The following is a 16,735-nucleotide window of genomic DNA, read 5'->3' as shown; positions in this document are numbered from 1 at the left end:
AAAACCAATTGGAGGGGACATCCTTTGAGATTTTTTAAATTTGGAACCCGTCGAGATGACGACTTGACCGTCGATGATGGCGACCGTCGGATTTTCACCGGAAAAGGTGACGATACGCTCACATATAATCACGACGAAGATGGTGGCATGCGCCGCTACTTTAACGGTGGTCGCGGCGATGACACGCTGGTTGTAGAGCTAACCCAGGCCCAATGGGATGACCCGGCGGTTCAGGAGGAATTTGTCGCCTTCTATGATCATGTCGAACACACAGGCTCTTCATGGTGGGGCCGCATGTTCCAACGCCCGTTTCATTTTGAAACCATCGACATTTCGGTGCGCCGTGTTGAAAACCTGACGGTCAGCATTGACGGTGTCACCTTTGACCCGCGCGACCCGCCAGTGATAGAAACCGGCGCGCAGGACGATGTGTTTGTTGTCAGCGCCGATTTAATTAACCCTCATGCCGTTGGGTCTACTGACCCCAATATCGTGAACGTTGGCAATGTTCTGGACAACGACGGCGAAGGAGCCGCCCTCGCTGGTCAAATCAGGTTGTTTGACGAAAACGGCGACAACTCGTGGGGCCATGCTGACCTTTTGCCAGACGGAACCTTGTCGTTCGCCCCCTATGAAGGGATTACTGGCCATGAACGCATTGATGATCTTCAAGAAGGCGAACAGCTCACCTTCACAGGAGAATACACCAATGTTGATGGCACCACAGCCACGGTCTCTTTGGTCGTCGAAGGTGTGAACGATCCAACCTACATACGGGTAAACGGTAGCATCTATGACGCAGGATACGAGCCTTCTACAAGTGCGTCTGTCATAGACCCCGACAACGACGTCGTGTCTGCGGTCCTTATTGATGATCCGACCAACCCTTATGACGACGTTTTGGTCTTTGACCTAAATAGCGGTCGCTTGTCGGTCGACATGGATCTCGCCGCGAGCGAAGGCATTGTCATCGGTGATGAAATGGTCGACTTCACGCTGCAAGTCACATTGGACGACGGGACAGTCAGCGACCTTGATGCAAGCGTTAACGTGCGAAACGTTGGCTCCAGCGTTCCGCCGCCGCCGCCGCCGCCGCCAGCGGCGTTTGTGGATGATATCGCCTAAGTTTTTGGCCTATATTTATGGCGCGTCCAATCACTTGGGCGCGCCATTTCTTCGCTGAGGGTTCAAACCAACTACAGACCTATGACATCTCTGATCAAAATCCATCGCCTCCCCCATCGTGACATCAAAATCCAACCCGCGCCGGTCAAACGTGCCTGGATGGATGCAACCCACGAAAAATTTGCCTATCGCTGTTTGCCGCTGAACATGGCCAACACATATGGCTGGCAAATTCTCAATCCCTCGGGATTCAACGTGCGGATGGTTGACACCGAGCATGGCCCCGACCTCGAATTTGCCTATGACACCCCCAATGACCCGCCCGCGGTTTCCCATTTTGGCAATGGCATTGTCACGTTTCACATCCACGCCCTGTTCACCACGGCGCCCGGTGTGTCGATTTATGCCACAGGCCCTGCGAACTCTCCAAAACAGGGGGTCAGCCCCCTTGCAGGTATCGTAGAAACCGATTGGCTGCCCTTTACCTTTACGATGAACTGGCGCGTGATGTTCAAAAACGCTTGGATCCGCTTTGAAAAAGACGATCCGATTTGCATGTTCTTTCCGGTCAAGCTGGCCGAGATCGAAGAGTATACGATTGAGATCACGGATTTAGCCGATGATCCGACCCTCTCGGCGCAGTTTGATGCATTCGCCCAAAGCCGTTCCGATTTTCTGAGCAACCTGGATGCGCTGCCCGATACCCCCAACAAAGACCGCTGGCAGAAGCATTACTTTCAGGGCAAGGCAGACGGCGTTTCACCAGATCGGCATATCACTTCGTTGAAACTCGCCCAGCCCAAAAACGCGAAATCTCAGGAGGGGTCTTAGAGGCGATTTGGCGGTCAGCTGACGGGCAAAATCACGGTAAAACAGGCCCCCTGGCCTTTTGCGCTCTCGACTTCCAGACGTCCGCGATGGCGATTGACGATATGTTTCACAATCGCCAATCCCAAACCGGTGCCCCCCATTTCGCGTGACCTGTGGCTATCGACACGGTAAAACCGCTCGGTCAAGCGCGGGATGTGGTGTACATCAATGCCCTGCCCCGTATCGCTCACAATCAATCTGATCGCTTGCGACCTAAGACGCGGCTCATAGGCTGGCCCGGTCAAGGACATGGTCACAACCGAACCAGCCCCCGAATATTTGATCGCGTTTTCCGCCAGATTGGTCAAAACCTGCCTGATCTGATCGCGGTCCCCGCCCATCACCACATCATGGTCCGGCAAATCGGTTTTCAAGATCACATCGGATTCTTTTGCCAGCGCATTCAAACTATGCGCCGTGGTTTTGATCACGTCGCCCGGTGACATGATTTCAGTCGGGCGGACACGTTCTTCGGCCTCAACCCGGCTCAGCGACAACAAGTCTCCGACCAATCGGTTCATCCGCTTGGATTCATCATCCATAATGTCCAAAAACCGCTGCCGGGCCACGTCGTCATCGCGCGCCGGGCCTTTGAGCGTTTCAATGAACCCGATCAGCGCCGTCAAAGGCGTGCGCAATTCATGGCTGACATTGGCTACAAAATCCCGGCGCATTTGCCCGGCCTGTTCAAAGGCGGTCACATCTTCAAAACACACCAAAACCGCCGCCTCAGGCGTCATGTCGACATAGCGCACTGACACTTTATAAGTGGTGTCTTGCTGGCCGTCATTGGTCAGGTATTCGCTTTTGCGCGGTTTGCCATCCCGCAGCGAGGCTTCAATCGCTTCGATCAACATCGGTTGACGCAAAGCGGTGATAAAGTGCCGCCCCTCAATCCCCGTCCCCAAGAGCGACAACGCCGCCGCATTCGCAGCTTCGATCCGCTCGCTTTGACTGATAAAAAGCGCCGGCAAAGGCACGGCATTTACAAACAGGGCAGCACTCGATTGCATCAAATCTTCCTTGCGGCCTCCAGGCCTTTGTCAAAGGCTGCGATCAAAGCATCCGGGTCTTCTAGCCCAACAGAGACCCGAAAAAACCCTTCTGTGATCCCATTCCCAAGCCGTTCATCTTCGGAAATGTTTCGGTGCGATGATGAATTTGGGTGTGAAATTGTTGTGCCCACATCGCCCAACGTCGGGGCAAAGGCCAATTCAGACGCCGCAGCGGTAAACGCGTTGGCTTGCGCCCGCCCACCCTCGATTTCGAAACTGACCATATTAGCCCCCTTGCCACGCAACAGGCTTTGGGCCCGCGCGCTTTCAGGGTGATCCGGGCGGGTTGGATAGGCCACATGTTTGACGCCCGATTGCTCAGCCAGAAAATCCGCCAATCGCTGAGCGGTTTTTTCAGCGCGATCATACCGCAATTCAAAGGTCGCTAATCCACGCTCCGCCAACCAGCAATCAAACGGGCTTCCGGTCAGCCCATGGGTGACCGCGTAAATGGTCATCCGTTCCATCACCTTGGGGTCCTTGGCCGCAACCCAGCCCAATGTCACATCCGCATGCCCCGCCAAAAGCTTGGTCACCGAATGCAAAACAATATCGGCCCCATGTTCGACAGGCTTTAACGCCGCAGGGGTGGTAAACGTGTTATCGACTACCAATAAAACGCCTTTTTCGGCACAAACCGCCGCGATCCCATCCAGATCGGCAATGCGAATAGTTGGGTTGGACACGACTTCCACCAGCACCAGTTTGGTGTTTGGTTTGATCGCCTCTGCCACCTTTTGTGCATCGGTGGTATCGGCCAGAGATGTCTCGATCCCATAGCGAGGCAGGTCTTCGGCCAGCATGCGCAAGGACCGACCATAAAGCTGATTGCCGCCAATCACATGATCCCCGCTCTCGCAAAGCCCCATCAAAACCGAGCTGACCGCCGCCATGCCTGATCCTACAATGATCCCGCCTGACATGCCTTCCAGCGCATCAATCCGGCGCGCTAGAACATCGGCGTTGGGATGGCCTTCGCGTGCATAGGTATAGCCCTGAATCTCACCACTATATTGCGCATCAAGCTCATCTGGCGTCTGCGAGGCATAGACAACAGAGGGCATAATCGGCGTGGCCACCGTCATAGATTGACTGACCGGGATCGCGACGGGACGTTGCAAGGTGGGTTTCATTTCAAGACCTTCTTATAGGGGCCGCAGACGGCCTTATCGGGAGTTTGTAACGTCGCGATGACACTCAGATGGCGTGCAGTTCTTTGGCAAACAGGGCCGCGTTTTGCTGATAATGCACGGCGGACCATTTGTTTTTCTCAATCGCCCCCTCATCCATTTGGCGCACCACCTTGCCCGGCATGCCCATCACCAGGCTGCCATCAGGGATCTCTTTGCCTTCCGTGACCAAAGCCCCCGCACCAATCAGGCAATTCTTGCCGATCTTCGCGCCATTCAGGATCGTCGCCCCCATACCAATCAGGCTGTTTTCACCAATGGTGCAGCCATGCAGCATGACCTTGTGACCAATCGTACACCCCGCGCCAATCTGCAAAGGAAAGCCGAGATCGGTATGACAAATGACGTTTTCTTGGATGTTACTGCCCGCACCGATGCGAATTTCTTCGTTGTCACCACGGATGGTGCACCCAAACCAAATGCTGGATTTGTCTTCCATCACAACCCGGCCAATCACATTGGCATCCGGGGCCACCCAAGCAGTTTCGGCAATATCTGGGGCAATCCCAGCCAATTGGTAAATGGTCATGACAGCTCCTGAAATTCAGCCTGAAGCCCGCGCGCATGCTCAACAAGTTTGGGTTGCTGCAAGCGGCGCAGACGGGTGGCGGTGACAATGGTTTGCAGATCGGCAAAGGTTTTGTCGAGATCATCGTTCACCAGAACGTAATCATAACTGCCCCAGTGGCTGATTTCGTCCCAGCTTTTCTGCATCCGTTTGGAAATAACATCATCGCTGTCTTGCCCGCGTCCCACCAGACGACGGCGCAGCTCGACAATAGATGGCGGCAGGATAAACACCGACAAGGTGTGCTGGCCCAGCGACGAATTCACAATCTGCTGCGCCCCTTGCCAATCAATATCAAACAGCACATCGCGCCCGGATTCGATGGCTTTTTTCACCGGGGCCTTGGGCGATCCGTAGAAATTGCCAAACACATGCGCGTGTTCCAACATACCGTCCTCAGAAACCTGACGTTTGAATTCGTCTTCCTTGAGGAAATGGTAATGCTCGCCATCAACTTCGCCGGGGCGTGGTTCACGCGTGGTGGCCGACACCGAGAAACTCAGGCTCGGATCCCATTCCAACAACCGGCGTGACAAGGTCGATTTGCCAGCCCCCGACGGTGACGACAGAATAATCAATAGGCCGCGGCGGTTGGTCGGCTGATCGTTCATGTCTTACTCCACATTCTGAACTTGTTCGCGCATCTGATCAATCAAGGTCTTGAGCGACAACCCAACGCGCGTCAACTCAGCGTCCCCAGATTTTGAGCACAGTGTATTCGCTTCGCGGTTAAATTCCTGCATCAGAAAATCGAACTTGCGCCCAACCGAGCCCTTGGTCTCCATCAGCTCATGGGCGGCGGCAATATGGGCACGCAGCCGGTCGATCTCTTCTGTCACATCGGCTTTGACCGCCAACATTGCTAATTCCTGGGCGACACGCGCGTCATCAACGCTGTCGGTATTGTCCAAAACCCGCGCCAATTGCGTTTTGAGCCGTTGGGCCTGTTCCGGCGCGCGCTCCTGCGCCAAAATCTCTGCCTTATTTACCAATGAATCGACTTCAGAGAGCTGCCGATTAAGGATTTCAGTGAGTTTTTGGCCCTCAGAATCGCGCATTTTCACGAAATCTGTCAGTGCTTCATCGAAATCGGACAAAATTGAGGCACGCAGGGTCGCGTGGTCCACATCGCCCGTTTCGCTTGTCAAAACACCGCGCAATCCAACGATATCGGCAGCCGTTGACGGGGCCAGTGACAGCCCCTTGTTCATCGCCTGAGTTTCGATCTCGTTCATCGCGTTTAAAACCGCTTCAAGCTGTGCTGTATCAAGCCGCACAGCCCCCTCGGCCCCTTCGGCATTCAATCGTAAAGAAACCTGTACATTTCCGCGACTTAACGCAGCATTCAAACGTTTGCGCGCCTCGATCTCAAGGCCCTCAATCCAGTCTGGCATGCGCAGGCGCAGATCAAGGCCTTTGCCATTGACGCCCCGCATTTCCAGCCCCCAAACAAAGCCATGCCCTGAGCCCTGTTTGCTGGCGAAACCTGTCATTGATTGACGCATGTAAGGAGCCTCCACTTGTGTTTGAATTGGGGTATCGGCTCCTCGCCTCCAAGGCAAGCGTCTGAAGGTTGCGTTAACCTATAGGACACAATTAAGGCGAATTTGCCTTAAACGTCTGATAGTAATAATTCAGTAACGAAGATTACGCAGAATTGGTGGACGGGGGCCCTCCAACGACGCGCCAAAGTCAGGAGCGGACATATGTTGGGCAATGGTGGAAACGGTCGGGATATCGTGCAGATGTCTGAACGCGACAAAAACAGAAAAATGGCACCTCTTCGCAGCGTTGAGGCCTATTGGCATGGTTTGAGCCAAGACAATCAGGTGCCGCTGCGCAGCCAGATTGACCCGCGTGGTATGGAAAACGCGCTTGAATATGCCTTTCTCATGGAACGCATCGCCCCGTCGATGGCCAAAATTCGCGTTGCCGGGTCGCATCTGTCTGACCTTATGGGCATGCAGATCGCTGGAATGCCACTGTCCAGCTTGATCGCACCATCGGATCGGGATCGTTTTGGTCAGGCGGTCACAAAATTATTCGGCGACCCCGCGATCATCAAAATCGAACTCAAAGCCGAAGGCGGTTTTGGCAAGCCCGACCTCGAAGGTCACATGCTTTTGCTGCCCCTGCGTTCTGATTTCGGTGATATGAGCCGCGCCTTGGGAGTCTTTGTAACAAATGGCAAAATTGGCCGTACACCCCGCCGGTTCACCATCACAAATGTCGAGGTGAAACAGGCCGTTTCCTCGGGGATCATTGACCGCCGTCCTGTCAAGGTCACCGAGCCAACACCAAAACCCGTTCGCGCCTTCCAAGAGCCAGCGACTCCATTTCGCGGCATGATGAGCAACAAAACCGCCGACAAACCTGCCAAACCAAGTCTTGGCAAAATCATTCGGGGCAAGTCAGAAACCCCGGAGATCAAACGCGGCCATCTGCGTTTGGTTGTCTCAAACGACGATTGATCGTTTGAGACTGGCCACCACGCCAGCCTGACAAACAGAGGAAGTCAGGGCCACCAAGAGCCCGTCTGAGAAACGCCCGCCCTGTGTGGGCGTTTTTCTGGTCTCACAAAGCCATGCGACCTTAGGCCGATCGCCACGCATTGGCCCGCGTTTCCCATTTTTGGACAACCAGATATTCGACCAATAGCATCACGGCTGTAAAGCTGATCGCATAGGCCAAAACCGTCGCAGTATCAAAGAGTTGAAAGTACAAGTGGATCTGAAAACCGACCCCGTTTGAACGGCCCAAAAATTCAACGACCAAAACGATTTTCCAGATCACCGCCAGCCCGTTTCGGGTGCTTGTCGCCACAAACGGCCCCAGTTGCGGCCAAATCACATGTCTCAGGCGCGTCCAAAACGACATGCGATACACCTGTGCCATATCCGCGACGCCCCGATCCAAGGCCCGCACACCTTCGCGAATGGTGACAGTGACCATGGCGGTCTTGTTCAAAGCCACGGCAACTATGGCCGCTATCTCATTGAGACCAATCCATAAATAACACAGAACAATAATCACCAAAGCCGGCAGATTCAGCATCACGGTCACCCAGGGATCAAGCCACCGATTGACGCGCGGACGGCTTCCAAGCCAAATCCCCAGTGCCGAGCCCACACTCATCGCTAAACAAAATGCCGCCATCACTCGGACGAACGTCTGAGACATATGAAACCACAATTTTCCACTTTGCGATTCAGCGACGATAACGTCCCAAACAACCAACGGGCTGGGCAAAATGTCCGGATCATTCCCAAGTCTCGCGGCAATGAACCAAACAGCCCCAAGCCCAAGCAGGGACAAGGCAGTGATATGCGCCGGGGCGCGGGTGTCATGGGTCATGTTGGCCTCCCTCGGCATCAGTCTACCCTGCCCCAACCGGCCTGCCCCCTGCACCAAGGTCGCATATCTGACGCGCCGCGACCCGCTTAGATTTTTGACATGACTTTCAGATTTGTTTTTGCCGCCCTACTATGGTGCCTGAGCGCGTTCGGCTTAGCGGCCGATCCTGCCAGCCATGAGGACATGGCCGCCCGCATTTTCGCGCCTATGTCGCTGGGTGACCAGCTGTCTGATGATGGCATTTATGAGCTGCTTAATTCCGGCGGTGCGCATGCGGGCTATGTGTTTCAAACCGAACCCATGGCACCTTTGCCCGGCTTTTCGGGCGCTCCGATCAACATCTTGGTGGTGCTTGATCTCGAAGGGCGGTTTTTGGATGTTCAGCTGATCACCCATAACGAACCGATCTTTGTCTCAGGCCTTGGCGAAGCGCCGTTTCATGCGTTTTTTGAACAATATCGCGGTCATTCCATCACCGATAGTTTGGTTGTCGGCACGCCATACGGTGCCGGGTCCGACGGCGGGGGATTGGTGTATCTTGACGGGGTGACCAAGGCCACGGCTTCGGTTCGGATTGCCCATGAATCCATTCTGGCCGCAGCGCTGCAAGTTGCGCGTGAAAAAATGGGCGGGATCGCCTCGGGTCCGCCAGCTTTTCCAAACCCTGACATTCAAGAAAACATCCGCTGGCAAGAGGCTGTCGATCAAGGTCTGATCGCCCGCCATCAGGTGAGTAACGCCGAGGTCCAAGCCCTTTTCAATGGCACGATTTGGGAAGACGATGACCCAGATGCCCTTGATTTCCCAGAGGAACCTTACCTTGATCTTTGGTTTGCAGATCTTGGCCCCAACTCCATCGCGCGGGCGTTGTTATCAGAAGATACGCTCCAAGAGCTTGATCTTTTCACCACGATCTCGACCTTTGACGAACCGATTTTGGTGATCGAAACAGCTCGCCACGGGCTCGTCTCGCCGGAGTTTGTCCGAAATACCGCCCCTGCCTGGATCGGAATTGAGCAAGGTGGTTTCCCCATTGCTCTGCGGGATGCCGATCTGTTTGTTGAGCTGCACGAAGATGCGCCAGAGGCGCTTCACGACGGCACCGCGTTGATCTTGCGCACCGATCGACGATTGGGGTTTGATCCGGCCGCGCCTTGGATGCTGAATGTCACCGCCGTGCGTGAACATGGTATGTTCCAACCCGAAATGGGATCTGTGATCCTAAGCACCGAGCATAGCACCGATGACCGTTTCTTTGTCCGCCCTGGCAAAATCGAACGCCTGTCGCCTTTCGAAGAGGCGATCCGAAATAGGCAATCTGACCTAATTGCGCTGAGTTTTGTACTGATTGCCCTGCTTGCAACTTTGCTTGCGGGGCAGTCTCGTCTTGCTGGGCTAAGCGCCTTTACGTCGGTGCGGCTTGGCTGTCTTGCGGTTGTTTTGGGGTTTGTTGGCTGGTGGGGTCAGGGGCAACTCTCTATTGTGACCCCCTTGGCCGGTCTCCAAACCGCGATGGCCGGAGGCAGCTTTGCATTCTTGCTATATGATCCATTTTCATTGTTGATTTGGGGCGCAGCGATCCTTGGCTTTTTGTTATGGGGCCGTGGTTTGTTTTGCGGTTGGCTGTGCCCCTTTGGCGCAATGCAGGAGTTTTTGCATCATATCGGGCGTTTGCTGCACATTCCCATAGTCGAGGTGCCGCGCCGCTGGGATCAGCACTTCAAAAAACTCAAATATGTCGCCCTGGCAGGTTTGGTTGCGATCACTCTCTTTGCGCCGCAGCACATGGACAAAGCCGCAGAGATTGAACCGTTCAAAACCGCGATCACAACATTCTTTATTCGTGAGTGGTATTATGCCGCCTATGCGACCCTGTGGCTTGTCCTAGGTCTGTTTGTTTTCAAAGGGTTCTGCCGCTATCTTTGCCCTCTTGGGGCCTTGATGGCGATTGGCGGTCTCCTGCGTTTGCGCAAATGGATTCCGCGTCGGATCGAATGCGGAAGCCCGTGCCAACTTTGCAAGGTCAAGTGCAACTACGGGGCCATCCGGCAAAACGGAGACATTCAATATGATGAGTGTTTTCAATGTCTTGATTGCGTAGCGATCCATGACGATGACAGCCAATGCGTGCCACTTATCCTCAAAGCCAAGAAGAGCTCCAAGCGCGCGACGCCAGTTTCCGGGCACCCCAATCACATGCCTGCCGAGTGAAAGAACCGCATGAAAAACCAAACACAACCATCTGTAAAATAAAAAAAAGCCCCGCAAAACCTGCGGGGCTTTCTTTTGGAATTTCAAGGCTCTTAGCCTGCGGCAGCAACCGCGCGCTTGGTCATGACCTTGACAAGATGGGCGCGATAATCGCCGGACCCATGCAGGTCGGAGATCATACCGTCACCTGAGACCGACAATCCATCCAAGGCATCGGCGCTAAAGTTACCACTGAGGGCCGCTTCGGCTTCGCTCCAACGATACACGCCCTCTTCGGACGCGCCCGTAACAGCAACGCGCACACCATCTGCGTATTTGGCAACAAACACACCAACCAGCGCAAAGCGCGAGGCAGGCTGTTCGAACTTCTGATAAGACGCCGCTTCTGGGATCGGGAATTTGACTGCTGTGACGATCTCACCTTCATTCAGGGCCGTTTCAAACATCCCCTGAAAATAGTCGTCCGCACCGATTTCACGGCTGTTGGTGACGATGGTCGCACCAGACGCCAAAGCCGCAGACGGGTAACAGGCCGATGGGTCGTTGTTGGCCAGAGAGCCCCCAATTGTCCCCCGGTTGCGCACCGCTGGATCACCGATATTGCCTGCCAAAGCCGCCAGCGCCGCATAAGCACCCGCTTGGGCGGCGACGGTGCCGTGGTTTGTTCCGCCGCCAATGGTGACGGTGCCGCCATCGACAGATACGCCCTTCATCTCATCGATACCGGTCAAGCTGACCAGAACCGACGGAGCGGCCAAGCGCTGTTTCAACGTGGGGATCAACGTTTGACCGCCCCCCAGCGCCTGCGCTTCGTCTTTGCCCAATGCGGTTGCGGCTTCTGCAACGGTGCTTGGGTTTTCTACATCAAAAGAATACATCTTTTTGTTTCTCCTCCTTAGCCGTCAAAACCACTTTGGGTTTCGTGTGGCCAAAAATACATCCGGGGTCCGGGAGCTGCTGCCCCCAGACCGCACCTCTCGACTTAGCTGTTCATGGCATCCCAGACGCGCGATGGCGATGCTGGCATATCGATATGGGTCACATCATGACCGCCCGATTGCATGGCATCAATCACCGCATTGATCACCGCCGGAGGAGAGCCAATGGCCCCCGCTTCGCCGCAGCCTTTCACGCCCAACGGGTTGTGCGTACAAGGGGTGCAGGCCGAATGATCCACCGCATAAAACGGTACATCGTCGGCGCGTGGCATGGCGTAATCCATATAGGATGCGCTCAGCAGCTGACCTTCGTCATCATAGGCCGCGTTTTCCAACAGCGCCTGACCAATCCCTTGGCCAATACCGCCGTGGACCTGACCGGAGACGATCATTGGGTTGACGATATTGCCAAAGTCATCCGCAGCCGAGAACCGCTCCACGGTAACCTTGCCGGTTTCTGGGTCAAGCTCGACCTCACAGCAATAGGCACCTGATGGATAGGTGAAGTTGGCCGGATCATAAAACGCGGTCTCTTCGAGGCCCGGTTCGATGTCTTCGAGCGGATAGTTGTGTGGCACATAGGCAGCCAGCGTTACATCGCCCCAAGCAACCGATTTATCGGTACCTGCAACCGAGAATTGACCATCTTTCAGCTCAATATCGCTATCCGCTGCTTCGAGCAGATGGGCGGCGATCTTCTTAGCTTTGTTGATGATTTTCTCAGTGGCGCGCACCATGGCGGACCCACAAACAGCAAGCGACCGCGAGCCATATGTCCCCATACCAAACGGTACTTTGGAGGTGTCACCATGCACGATGTCGACCTGAGATTCGTCGATACCGATCATCTCGGCCACAACTTGTGGGAAGGCCGTTTCGTGCCCTTGGCCATGCGAATGCGCCCCAACCATGACCGAAATCGACCCAGTCGCATTCACGCGTACCGTTGCCGCATCATAAAGACCGGCGCGCGCACCCAGCTGACCCACAAGGTTCGACGGCGCGATGCCGCAAGCCTCAATGTAGCAGTTAACGCCCAAACCGCGCAGCATGCCCTTTTTCTCGGACTCAGCCCGGCGGGCTTTGAAGCCTGCGATGTCTGCGATGGTTTCAAGCTTATCCATCGTCGCGTTGTAATCACCGGTGTCATATTCCACTGCAACAGGTGTCGCATAAGGGAATTCGGTGATGAAGTTTTGACGACGCAGAGCGATTGGATCAACACCAAGTTCACGCGCGGCTTTGTCGATCACACGCTCAACCTGGAAGGTCGCTTCAGGACGACCGGCCCCGCGATATGCATCCACTGGAACGGTGTTGGTAAACACAGCTTTGACGTTGGTATAGACCAAGGGTGTCTTGTAGTTGGCGGCCAAAAGCGTGCCATGCAGCCATGTCGGAACCGACGACGCAAAGGTCGACAGGTAAGCGCCCATGTTGGCATAGGTATCACAGCGCAGCGCGGTAAAGTTGTTGTCCGCATCCAGCGCCAGATCAATCTTGGTGACATGGTCGCGACCATGTGCATCCGAGATGAACGCCTCAGACCGGCTCGAGGTCCATTTGACCGGACGATTGACGGCCTTGGCCGCAAAGGTACAGAAAGCTTCCTCGGCGTAGTGGAAGATTTTGGTGCCAAAACCACCCCCAACGTCAGGTGCGACAACCGTCAGCTTGTGCTCAGGAATACCCAGAACAAACGCCCCCATCAAAAGACGGATCACATGCGGGTTTTGCGAGGTGGTGTGCAGGGTGCTGTGGTCATCGGCGCGGTTATATTGGCCAACGGCGACACGCGGTTCCATTGGGTTGGCAACCAGACGGTTGTTGCGCAATTCCAATGTGGTCACGTGTGCGGCGTTTTTGATCGCCTCATCTACGGCGGCGCGGTTGTCTTCGACAAAGCCCCATTCGTAGCACAGGTTGTTGGCAAGATCGTCGTGAACCTTGGTCGCCCCGTCTTCGAGCGCGGCTTTCATATCAACAACTGCGGGCAGTTCGCTAATATCGACGTCGATGGCTTCGGCGGCGTTGCGCGCCTCTTCGAGACTGTCGGCCACAACAGCGGCGATGGGATCCCCGACGTGGCGGACTTTGCCCTGTGCCAAAACCGGGTGGGCCGGTTCTTGCATGGGTTCACCTTTGATGTCGGTGATCTGCCAGCCGCAGGGGATGCCACCAACGCCTTCGAAATCAGCGCCGGTGAAGATTTTCACCACACCAGACATCGCTTCGGCGGCGGATGTGTCGATTGAATTGATTGTGCCGTGCGCCATGTCAGAGCGCAGGAAATAAACGTAGGCTTGGCCGTAGACATTAATGTCGTCGGTGTAATTGCCGGTGCCAGTCAAAAAGCGGACGTCTTCGCGCCGCTTTGGGCTTGCGCCGATGCCATGATCCTTGGGCATGGTCTGTTCCCTCCCTTGGGTCGATGAGGTGAGCCCCATCTTACGGAATTCGTTCCCGTGGCGAGCCTCCTCGCCGCGCATTCAAATCTTTTGGGGCTTATTCAGCCGCGATATTGGAAACATCCTGACCGCTTGCGGCCATGATCGATTTCACAATGTTATGGTAGCCGGTGCAGCGGCAAATATTGCCTTCGAGGTAATCGCGGATTTCTGCTTCGGACGGTTTTGGATTGTCCTTGAGCAGCGCCGCGGCGGACATCACCATGCCGGGTGTGCAAAAACCGCACTGCAGGCCGTGGTGGTCTTGGAAGGCTTGTTGAATCACACCAAGCGAACCGTCTGGGTTTTCCATGCCTTCGATGGTGCTCACTTCGGCGCCATTGGCTTCGGCAGCGAACATTGTGCAGCCTTTGACCGCTTCGCCGTTGACGTGGATTACGCAGGCGCCGCATTGCGAGGTGTCACAGCCCACATGGGTGCCGGTCAACCGTAGATCGTCGCGCAGAAATTCAGTCATGAGCGTATTGCCCTTAACCGATTTGGTGACGGACTTGCCGTTCACCACCATGGTCACTTCTGTCATTTCTCTCCTCCCTAAAACTCTTTGTTTTATGTGCCCCGACGCACCTGCCCCGAGGCTGTTACCTTTGGATTGGTTGGTTTAGCTCACGATACGTTTGAGCCAGCCCTTTTTCTTTTCACCGGACTCTTCTTCGGTGGTCTCACCCTCTTGTGCAGGGCCTTCGACGGCCTCCTTGAAGTTGGTGAAAAACTGATCTGCCATCTTTTTGGCAAAGCCATCCACGATCCGGCTGCCCAATTGAGCCAGCTTGCCGCCCACTTTGGCTTCGACCTCATAATGCAGCAATGTGCCGCCATTTTCGGTTTCACTCAGGGTGACATCCGCACCGCCTTTGGCAAACCCCGCAGCGCCGCCTTTGCCTTCACCGGCCAAATGCAGGCTTTTGGGTTCGTCCAAATCAGACAGGGTGACATGCCCTTTAAAAGTCGCTTTGACCGGGCCCACTTTTTGCACAACGGTTGCGTCGAACCCATCTGTGGCGTTGCCCGCCATTTCGGTACATCCGGGAACGCATTGCTTCAGCACCTCGGCGTCCAAGATCGCGGCCCACACTTCGGATGTGGGTGCGTTGATCTCACGGGAATCGCTCATATGCATAATGTTTGTCCTCTGTGTTAGCGCCAAGACTAGGCGCACTGCCCCAAAGGGCATATTAGACTAATGGCCTAAGCCATGGGTTGAATTTCACCATTGCGGTGGATGAAAGCTTAGGCCGTAGGAAGTGAAAATCGCTTCGATCCGACCATCTGACAGACCTGCTGAAATGGCATCACCAACGGAATAAGCCAATGGCCTGTAAGCAAAATGTACGCCTGTGCCCAAGACCCAAGACCCACGGGAAAACCCCGGCAGGGGTGGTTCGTGAATCGCGACCGTGTCGCCAGCGTGATATTCAAGCTGCGCCCGTTGCCCCATGGCTGCCATGACCTCACCATTGTTGAGCGCATCCATCGCGTCGGACATGGTCTCAAAGCGGCGAACACCTTTGGCGGTTTGGCCCCGCCCCAGGCTGGTCAAATAGAAATCGGCGATGGAGTCATTTTCGACCGCAACCGTATCAAAACGGAAATAGGCCGGAACCGGTTTGTCATCCTCGTCGTAGGCTTGGGTCGAATAGGCAATGGCGATACCTTCCACATGGTATTGGCCAGGAAACACGACCTGTTCGACCCGGCAGCGAAAGGCGCTGTCATAGGGCACGCGCATCATCACATTGCTGACCGCTCCGCCGACGATAGGCCCTTTCCACAGGTGGTGACGCAAATCGGCCTCAAGGTTTTCACCGGCCTCTACAAAGCGAAAGCGCGGTTCAACCCCGATATAATCGGCAATGAGACGTGCAATCTCGACGTCAACGCCACGCGCCTGCCCCTTGTCCTCCCACGAATAGGGCGGGTATTCGGAGTAAAGCGCGAAGCTCATGAAGCCTTGGTCGATGATCTGATCAAGCTCCTGTCCGACGATATCGCGGCTGGCGTTTTGCGGTTTTGCCTGCGGGATGTGATCGGCACAGGGATCGGCAGCATAGCCCGCACCGGGTGCTGCCAAAACTGTGGCGCAGACCATGAGCCGCCCGCGCAAAAGCTTTGCTAAACTTTTGCAAATCTCATGCATGAGATTTGGTGCGCTTGCCAAATGTCTTGCCAAATGTCTTGCCAAATGTCCGGCCCTCCGCAGAATACGATCAGTTTGCCGCTGACAGACCAATGGTCAAGGCCTCGGTGGCACGGATCGTGCCATCTTCGGTGCCATCCAGCAATGCTGCGGCCCGGCTGGCGGCGCTATCAGCGACCGGCGCGCCTGAAACAGTTTCGATCTTGGCGGCGATGTCGCTCAGGCGGGCTTTGGTGGCGTCCAAATCTGCGCCCCCCGCTGCCAACGTATCGCGAATCCCTTTCAATTCGCCCGCCACATCGGCAAGGGAATCATCGTCGGGGCGTGTTTCGATATAGGTTCTGATCGCCCAGGCCGCATCCTGTCCCAGCAATTCACCAAAGGCCGGCATTTTGGTGATGCCGTTCTGGGTGTAGCCGGTTTGAAACCGCTCCACATACCACTCGTCGCCATATTCTTCGGCTTCGAGAAACCGCAAATCGGGGGCCAGACCACCGGAAATCACTTCAAGCCCGTGGCAGCGTGCGCAGTTCTGGTTGTAGCCAGATGAGCCAATGGTGATCGCCAGCGCCCAGGTTTCTTCGCCAACATCGGCGGCACGGTATGGGTTTTCCGTCAGCCATTCATCGCCGGTTTCAGGCAGCCCGGTCGTGTCAACCGCTTGGGGTGCAACGTCGCCATGGGCCCGTGTCAGGCTTGGGGTCAATACAAGTGTGGTTGCCGCCGCTGTGATCGCTAGGGCTGCGGCGCTCTGTGTCAGTTTGGTCATGATGTCTCCTCCGGATCGTCTCCGTTCCCGTTGCCTAAGAAGTAGGACAA

Annotated in this window: 16 protein-coding genes; 4 read left to right on the top strand and 12 right to left on the bottom strand. The window is 55.4% G+C overall.

Going from position 1 to position 16,735, the window contains the following annotated elements; all coding sequences use genetic code 11:
* The first annotated feature begins 24 nt into the window (after window positions 1–24).
* Together ACRBB0_RS08135 and ACRBB0_RS08130 are read left to right on the top strand one after the other, a co-directional pair.
* Window positions 25–1,125, top strand: a complete 1,101-nt coding sequence (locus ACRBB0_RS08135; protein WP_431373906.1) for a VCBS domain-containing protein — start codon at window positions 25–27, stop codon at window positions 1,123–1,125.
* Window positions 1,126–1,206: 81 nt separating this feature from the next.
* Window positions 1,207–1,956: a DUF6065 family protein gene (locus ACRBB0_RS08130; protein WP_431373905.1), complete on the top strand. Its 750-nt coding sequence runs from the start codon at window positions 1,207–1,209 to the stop codon at window positions 1,954–1,956.
* A gap of 14 nt (window positions 1,957–1,970) precedes the next feature.
* On the opposite strand, the gene ACRBB0_RS08125 is transcribed toward ACRBB0_RS08130, so the two are convergent.
* From ACRBB0_RS08125 to ACRBB0_RS08105, 5 genes are all read right to left on the bottom strand, one after another.
* Window positions 1,971–3,008: a sensor histidine kinase gene (locus tag ACRBB0_RS08125; protein ID WP_431373904.1), complete on the bottom strand. Its 1,038-nt coding sequence runs from the start codon at window positions 3,006–3,008 to the stop codon at window positions 1,971–1,973.
* Window positions 3,008–4,183 (bottom strand): trans-sulfuration enzyme family protein, encoded by a 1,176-nt coding sequence (locus ACRBB0_RS08120; protein ID WP_431373903.1) that lies wholly within the window; start codon window positions 4,181–4,183, stop codon window positions 3,008–3,010. Before ACRBB0_RS08120 ends, ACRBB0_RS08125 begins: the two co-directional genes overlap by 1 nt.
* A 64-nt stretch (window positions 4,184–4,247) precedes the next feature.
* Entirely contained in the window at window positions 4,248–4,769 is a 522-nt protein-coding gene (locus tag ACRBB0_RS08115) for a gamma carbonic anhydrase family protein (RefSeq protein ID WP_431373902.1), read from the bottom strand.
* Window positions 4,766–5,419: a guanylate kinase gene (gene gmk / locus ACRBB0_RS08110; protein WP_431373901.1), complete on the bottom strand. Its 654-nt coding sequence runs from the start codon at window positions 5,417–5,419 to the stop codon at window positions 4,766–4,768. Before gmk ends, ACRBB0_RS08115 begins: the two co-directional genes overlap by 4 nt.
* A 3-nt stretch (window positions 5,420–5,422) precedes the next feature.
* Entirely contained in the window at window positions 5,423–6,313 is an 891-nt protein-coding gene (locus ACRBB0_RS08105) for a YicC/YloC family endoribonuclease (RefSeq protein WP_431373900.1), read from the bottom strand.
* A 201-nt stretch (window positions 6,314–6,514) separates the two neighbouring features.
* Here ACRBB0_RS08105 and ACRBB0_RS08100 point away from each other — a divergent pair, with 201 nt between their 5' ends.
* Window positions 6,515–7,279 carry a PAS domain-containing protein gene (locus ACRBB0_RS08100; protein WP_431373899.1) on the top strand — a complete coding sequence of 255 codons (765 nt, stop codon included), beginning with the start codon at window positions 6,515–6,517 and terminating at the stop codon, window positions 7,277–7,279.
* Window positions 7,280–7,400: 121 nt separating this feature from the next.
* Here the strand turns inward: ACRBB0_RS08100 and ACRBB0_RS08095 are convergent, their stop codons facing one another.
* The gene (locus ACRBB0_RS08095; protein ID WP_431373898.1) at window positions 7,401–8,162 is read right to left on the bottom strand and encodes an ABC transporter permease; all 762 of its coding nucleotides are present in this window, start codon (window positions 8,160–8,162) and stop codon (window positions 7,401–7,403) included.
* A gap of 99 nt (window positions 8,163–8,261) precedes the next feature.
* On the opposite strand from ACRBB0_RS08095, the gene ACRBB0_RS08090 reads away from it, so the two are divergent.
* A complete protein-coding gene (locus ACRBB0_RS08090; RefSeq protein WP_431373897.1) occupies window positions 8,262–10,373 on the top strand; it encodes a 4Fe-4S binding protein in 2,112 nt (703 codons plus the stop codon).
* A 92-nt stretch (window positions 10,374–10,465) separates the two neighbouring features.
* On the opposite strand, the gene ACRBB0_RS08085 is transcribed toward ACRBB0_RS08090, so the two are convergent.
* The 6 genes from ACRBB0_RS08085 to pedF all read right to left on the bottom strand — a co-directional run bounded on the left by ACRBB0_RS08085 (window position 10,466) and on the right by pedF (window position 16,685).
* Entirely contained in the window at window positions 10,466–11,251 is a 786-nt protein-coding gene (locus tag ACRBB0_RS08085) for an FAD binding domain-containing protein (protein WP_431373896.1), read from the bottom strand.
* A gap of 104 nt (window positions 11,252–11,355) precedes the next feature.
* A complete protein-coding gene (locus ACRBB0_RS08080) occupies window positions 11,356–13,719 on the bottom strand; it encodes a xanthine dehydrogenase family protein molybdopterin-binding subunit (RefSeq protein ID WP_431373895.1) in 2,364 nt (787 codons plus the stop codon).
* 97 nt (window positions 13,720–13,816) lie between these two features.
* The gene (locus ACRBB0_RS08075; RefSeq protein WP_431373894.1) at window positions 13,817–14,302 is read right to left on the bottom strand and encodes a (2Fe-2S)-binding protein; all 486 of its coding nucleotides are present in this window, start codon (window positions 14,300–14,302) and stop codon (window positions 13,817–13,819) included.
* 78 nt (window positions 14,303–14,380) lie between these two features.
* Window positions 14,381–14,899, bottom strand: a complete 519-nt coding sequence (locus ACRBB0_RS08070) for a CoxG family protein (protein WP_431373893.1) — start codon at window positions 14,897–14,899, stop codon at window positions 14,381–14,383.
* 87 nt (window positions 14,900–14,986) lie between these two features.
* The gene (locus ACRBB0_RS08065; protein ID WP_431373892.1) at window positions 14,987–15,868 is read right to left on the bottom strand and encodes a substrate-binding periplasmic protein; all 882 of its coding nucleotides are present in this window, start codon (window positions 15,866–15,868) and stop codon (window positions 14,987–14,989) included.
* 118 nt (window positions 15,869–15,986) lie between these two features.
* On the bottom strand, window positions 15,987–16,685 hold the full coding sequence (gene pedF / locus ACRBB0_RS08060; RefSeq protein WP_431373891.1) for a cytochrome c-550 PedF: 699 nt from the start codon (window positions 16,683–16,685) through the stop codon (window positions 15,987–15,989).
* Window positions 16,686–16,735: the final 50 nt, after the last annotated feature.

The organism is Pelagimonas sp. (assembly GCF_050633425.1).
In the GTDB taxonomy this organism is placed as follows: Bacteria; Pseudomonadota; Alphaproteobacteria; order Rhodobacterales; family Rhodobacteraceae; genus Pelagimonas.
Note: the sequence above shows the minus strand (reverse complement) of the source record. Positions and strands in the feature narration are given on the sequence as shown.

Coding starts and splice junctions, on each gene's coding strand:
- ACRBB0_RS08125 (WP_431373904.1), bottom strand. CDS start 3,008: ATGCAATCGAGTGCTGCCCTGTTTGTAAATGCCGTGCCTTTGCCGGCG.
- ACRBB0_RS08100 (WP_431373899.1), top strand. CDS start 6,515: ATGTTGGGCAATGGTGGAAACGGTCGGGATATCGTGCAGATGTCTGAA.
- ACRBB0_RS08120 (WP_431373903.1), bottom strand. CDS start 4,183: ATGAAACCCACCTTGCAACGTCCCGTCGCGATCCCGGTCAGTCAATCT.
- ACRBB0_RS08090 (WP_431373897.1), top strand. CDS start 8,262: ATGACTTTCAGATTTGTTTTTGCCGCCCTACTATGGTGCCTGAGCGCG.
- ACRBB0_RS08115 (WP_431373902.1), bottom strand. CDS start 4,769: ATGACCATTTACCAATTGGCTGGGATTGCCCCAGATATTGCCGAAACT.
- ACRBB0_RS08105 (WP_431373900.1), bottom strand. CDS start 6,313: ATGCGTCAATCAATGACAGGTTTCGCCAGCAAACAGGGCTCAGGGCAT.
- gmk (WP_431373901.1), bottom strand. CDS start 5,419: ATGAACGATCAGCCGACCAACCGCCGCGGCCTATTGATTATTCTGTCG.
- ACRBB0_RS08095 (WP_431373898.1), bottom strand. CDS start 8,162: ATGACCCATGACACCCGCGCCCCGGCGCATATCACTGCCTTGTCCCTG.
- ACRBB0_RS08070 (WP_431373893.1), bottom strand. CDS start 14,899: ATGCATATGAGCGATTCCCGTGAGATCAACGCACCCACATCCGAAGTG.
- pedF (WP_431373891.1), bottom strand. CDS start 16,685: ATGACCAAACTGACACAGAGCGCCGCAGCCCTAGCGATCACAGCGGCG.
- ACRBB0_RS08065 (WP_431373892.1), bottom strand. CDS start 15,868: ATGGTCTGCGCCACAGTTTTGGCAGCACCCGGTGCGGGCTATGCTGCC.
- ACRBB0_RS08130 (WP_431373905.1), top strand. CDS start 1,207: ATGACATCTCTGATCAAAATCCATCGCCTCCCCCATCGTGACATCAAA.
- ACRBB0_RS08080 (WP_431373895.1), bottom strand. CDS start 13,719: ATGCCCAAGGATCATGGCATCGGCGCAAGCCCAAAGCGGCGCGAAGAC.
- ACRBB0_RS08075 (WP_431373894.1), bottom strand. CDS start 14,302: ATGACAGAAGTGACCATGGTGGTGAACGGCAAGTCCGTCACCAAATCG.
- ACRBB0_RS08085 (WP_431373896.1), bottom strand. CDS start 11,251: ATGTATTCTTTTGATGTAGAAAACCCAAGCACCGTTGCAGAAGCCGCA.